The 4012-nt window shown below is 70.9% G+C and carries 4 protein-coding genes and 1 pseudogene; 3 read left to right on the top strand and 2 right to left on the bottom strand.

Features of this window, described 5'->3' with window-relative positions; all coding sequences use genetic code 11:
- Nucleotides 1-75 precede the first annotated feature (75 nt).
- Nucleotides 76-460: pseudogene (locus QMX80_RS18705) on the top strand (LacI family DNA-binding transcriptional regulator); the annotation flags it as partial.
- A gap of 129 nt (nucleotides 461-589) precedes the next feature.
- Here QMX80_RS18705 and QMX80_RS18700 read toward each other — a convergent pair.
- Nucleotides 590-970, bottom strand: a complete 381-nt coding sequence (locus tag QMX80_RS18700) for an SseB family protein (RefSeq protein ID WP_055768065.1) — start codon at nucleotides 968-970, stop codon at nucleotides 590-592.
- Nucleotides 971-1232: 262 nt separating this feature from the next.
- Here QMX80_RS18700 and QMX80_RS18695 point away from each other — a divergent pair, with 262 nt between their 5' ends.
- Entirely contained in the window at nucleotides 1233-2231 is a 999-nt protein-coding gene (locus QMX80_RS18695; RefSeq protein ID WP_282278682.1) for a polyprenyl synthetase family protein, read from the top strand.
- A gap of 4 nt (nucleotides 2232-2235) precedes the next feature.
- On the top strand, nucleotides 2236-2490 hold the full coding sequence (locus QMX80_RS18690; RefSeq protein ID WP_282278681.1) for a helix-hairpin-helix domain-containing protein: 255 nt from the start codon (nucleotides 2236-2238) through the stop codon (nucleotides 2488-2490).
- Between the two features lie 131 nt (nucleotides 2491-2621).
- Here QMX80_RS18690 and QMX80_RS18685 read toward each other — a convergent pair whose 3' ends face one another.
- Nucleotides 2622-3419, bottom strand: coding sequence for a dienelactone hydrolase family protein (locus QMX80_RS18685; protein ID WP_282278680.1), 798 nt, complete (start codon nucleotides 3417-3419; stop codon nucleotides 2622-2624).
- Nucleotides 3420-4012 lie beyond the last annotated feature (593 nt).

Raw genomic sequence — 4012 nt, 5'->3', positions numbered from 1 at the left:
TGCGCTGACCCGGCGCGGCGGCGTTCTTCCCGCGGCCGCATGGCGGGGTGGCCGGCGCCTTCACCCTGCCGGCCAATGGGGGTCATCGAGGGCAAAACCACGCCACTGGATGGCGCGCACATGGCCGGCGTGTCGCAGCCGACGGTGTCGCGCGCCCTGCGTGGCGGCCCCATGCCAGCGTCGAGATCCGCCGGCGCATCCTGGAGATCGCCCGGCAGCGGAACTGCAAGGCCGGCAAGAACGCCTCCAGCCTGCGCTGCCAGCAGACCGGCATGCTGGCGCTGCTGTTCTTCGAGGATCCGACGCCGGACGACTCGCTGATCAATCCGTTCTTCCACTCGATGCCGGGCCCGATCGCCTGCGCCTGCGCCTGCGCCTGCGCGATGACAGGGAACAGCACCTGCCGGCGTCGTTCCAGCCGCTGTCCAGCGACTGGCATGCCGATTTCGAGAACGGCAACGGCGCGGGAACAACGGGGCAGGAGCGGTTTCAGCCGCGATGGCGCTTTCCCGGCAGGGCCATGGAAGGGTTCGCGGCGGAAGCCGCACCTACAAGAGTCGGAGGCCGGCGATCGGCGGGACGTCGGCGATCAGCTGAAATCCTTGAGGAGTTCGCCTATGCCCGGGGGCGATATCTCGAAACCCAGCGGCGTTCCCGGGTTCACCACCACACCGTAACCGCCCGGCACCCGGCGCAGCACATCCAGCATCGGCCAGCGCAGCGTGTGCGGCGCCTGCTGTGCGTGGAAGCCGACGCGCGCCATGTCGGTGAACACCGCCACGTGCAGCACGCCCTGCTTGTCGAACAGCAGTGGATCGAAGCCGCTGCCGTCGGGCGTGACCAGGCTGCCGGTGAGCAGCAGCACCTCCGATGCGACGAAGGCCTGCATGAAGGCCTTGATCGGCAGCGTACCGTCCATGGCCGCCTTCAGCAGCGTTTCAAGCGGGGTCTGCGGGGGAAGCGTGTCCATGGCGGGCGGTATCCGGCGGGGCGAGGATTGTAGCGTCGGTGCCACGCGGCAAAGGCAGGGGCGGCATGTGGTGGTTGTCGTGGAACGTCATCGGCGCGTATGGGATGGCGTACGGGCCGCCGCCAAAATGATGACAGGCCAGCTTGGCGGCGGCACCGGAGCCATGGAGCGCAGTGCATGCGTGTTCACGGCCTTGCAGGCGCCCGCGCCCGCCCGTCGACGCCACCGCCTATAATTCCCCCACGCCCCCCGACGCCATCGCATGAGCATCGCCGAAGACCTCCGCCCCGCGCTGGGCCTGCCCGCCATCCAGACCCTCGCCGCCCCGGACATGGCCGCCGTCGATGCCCTGATCCGCCATCGCCTGTCCTCGGACGTGGCGCTGATCAACCAGATCGCCGACCACATCATCTCCGCCGGCGGCAAGCGCCTGCGGCCGATGCTGGTGATGCTGGCCGGCCACGCCGCCGGCGGCGCCGGCCCCGAGCACCACCAGCTGGCGGCGATCATCGAGTTCATCCACACCTCCACCCTGCTGCACGACGACGTGGTGGACGAATCGGACCTGCGCCGCGGGCGCAGCACCGCCAACGCGCTGTGGGGCAACGCGCCCAGCGTGCTGGTCGGCGACTTCCTGTATTCGCGCAGCTTCCAGCTGATGGTCGAGCTGGACCGCATGCCGGTGATGCGGATCCTGGCCGACACCACCAACCGCATCGCCGAGGGCGAGGTGCTGCAGCTGCTGCACGTCCACAACCCGGACACCGACGAAGCCGCCTACCTGCGCGTGATCGAGCGCAAGACCGCGGTGCTGTTCGCCGCCGGCACCCGCCTGGGTGCGCTGGCCAGCGGCGCAGGCGAAACCGTGCAGCGGCAGCTGTACGACTACGGCATGGCCCTGGGCTATGCGTTCCAGATCGCCGACGACGTGCTGGACTACTCGGCCAACGCCGAGGAGCTGGGCAAGAACCTGGGCGACGACCTGGCCGAGGGCAAGGCCACGCTGCCGCTGATCCATGCGATGGCGCATTCGGACGACGCCGTGCGCGAGCGCCTGCGCCAAATCGTGCAGGACGGCGACGCCGGGGCGATGCCGGAAGTGCTGGCCGCGATCCGCGCCACCGGCGGCCTGGAGTACAGCCGCCAGCGTGCGGTGGAATACGCCGACGCCGCCGAGCGCGCGCTCGATGGGCTGCCCGGAAGCGATGCGGTCGCCGCCCTGCGCGGGCTGGCCCGCTACGCGGTCGAACGCAGCCACTGACCCGATGACGGACCTGCAACACTTCAGCGACGAAGAGCGCGCCGTGCTGCTGGCGGTGAAAGGCGTCGGCGCCACCGTGGTGGCGCGGCTGGAACAACTGGGCTTTCACACACTGCGGCAACTGGCGCAGGCCGAACCCGGCGACATCGTCGCCCAGGCTTCGGCGATGCTCGGCAGCAGCTGCTGGCGCAACAGTCCGCAGGCCCGCGCCGCGATCACCGGCGCGATCGACGCCGCCCGCGCCAGACTGGCCCGCTGATCCGCCTTCGCCAAGTCCCCTGCGGGGCAGGCCCCGCAGCTACGGTTGTCCCTCTGCACGTAGATGCGGGCTCACCGCGCATCGGGCCTCCCCGGAAAAGCGCCCTGCGGGGCAGGCCCCGCGGCTACGGCTCAATCGCCGAAGCGCTCTTCCAGGAAATTGCCCATCATCTTCCAGGCGCGCCTGGCCGCGTGCGGGTCGTACACACAGCCGGGCGGACTGTTGGCATCGGATTCGGCGAAGCAATGCACCGCGCCGCTGAAGTTGACGAACTGCCAGTCGGCGCCGGCCGCGTCCATTTCCCTGCCGAAACCGGTTATGTCCTCGGCCGTCACGCCCTGGTCGGCGGCGCCGTTGAGCACCAGCATCGGCACCCTGCCGCTGTGCGCCGCGGCCGGCACCGGCGACGCCAGCCCGCCGTGCAGGCTTACCACGCCGGCCAGCGGCATGCCCGCGCGCGCCATTTCCAGCACAGTGCTGCCACCGAAGCAGAAGCCGACCGCGGCGATGCGCGAGACGTCCAGCGGCGCCTTGCCGGCCTGCGCCTTCAACGCCTCCAGCGCCGCATGGGCGCGGGCGCGCAGGCGGGCGCGATCCCTGAGCAGCGGCTGCGCGGCCGCGGCCGCTTCGGTGTTGTCCTTCGGCCGCACGGCGCTGCCATAGACATCGGCCACCAGCACCACGTAATCGTCGCCGGCGATGCGTCCGGCCTTCTCGATCGCCGAGGCGTTCACGCCACGCCAGTTCGGCACCATCACCACGCCCGGGCGCCGCGCATCGCCCTTGTCGTCATAGACCAGCACGCCGCTGTAGCGGGCGCCGTCCAGCTGCCATTCCACCGGCCGCTGCTGCATCTTCGCCAGCGCCGGCATCGCCGCCGACGCGCACACCACCAGTAACGCCAACTGCCATTGTCGAACGGTTCGCATGGAGGCCACTCCGGTCGGGGAATGGCGCGAGTCTATGCCTCATGCGGCATGAAGGGGACGCCGCCCCGCGGAGGCTTCACCGGGAACGCCCGCCGGGCGCTACCCGGCGCTACAGAACCCGATGCCCCTTGTAGAGCGGGGCAACGCCCCGCTGGAGCATTACCGGGAAAGCCCTCGCCGGGCGCTGCCCGGCGCTACAGAACCCGAGGCCCCCTGTAGAGCGGGGCAACGCCCCGCTGGAGCCTTGCCGGGAAAGCCCTCGCCGGGCGCTGCCCGGCGCTACAGAACCCGAGGCCCCTTGTAGAGCGGGGCAACGCCCCGCTGGAGCCTTGCCGGGAAAGCCCTCGCCGGGCGTGGCCCGGCGCTACAGAACCCGAGGCCCTTGTAGAGCGGGGCAACGCCCCGCTGGAGCATTCCCGGGAAAGCCCTCGCCGGGCGCTGCCCGGCGCTACAGAACCCGAGGCCCCTTGTAGAGCGGGGCAACGCCCCGCCGGAGCCTTGCCGGGAAAGCCTCCGCCGGGCGTTGCCCGGCGCGACAGAACCCGCGGCCCGCGGTATTCCCATGACCGGGACTCGCCGCGCCAGCGCCGTGC

The organism is Stenotrophomonas sp. PS02297, assembly GCF_029959705.1.
Classification (GTDB): Bacteria; Pseudomonadota; Gammaproteobacteria; order Xanthomonadales; family Xanthomonadaceae; genus Stenotrophomonas; species Stenotrophomonas nitritireducens.
The sequence above is the reverse complement of the archived record's forward strand: the minus strand, read 5'-3'. Positions and strand labels throughout refer to the sequence as shown.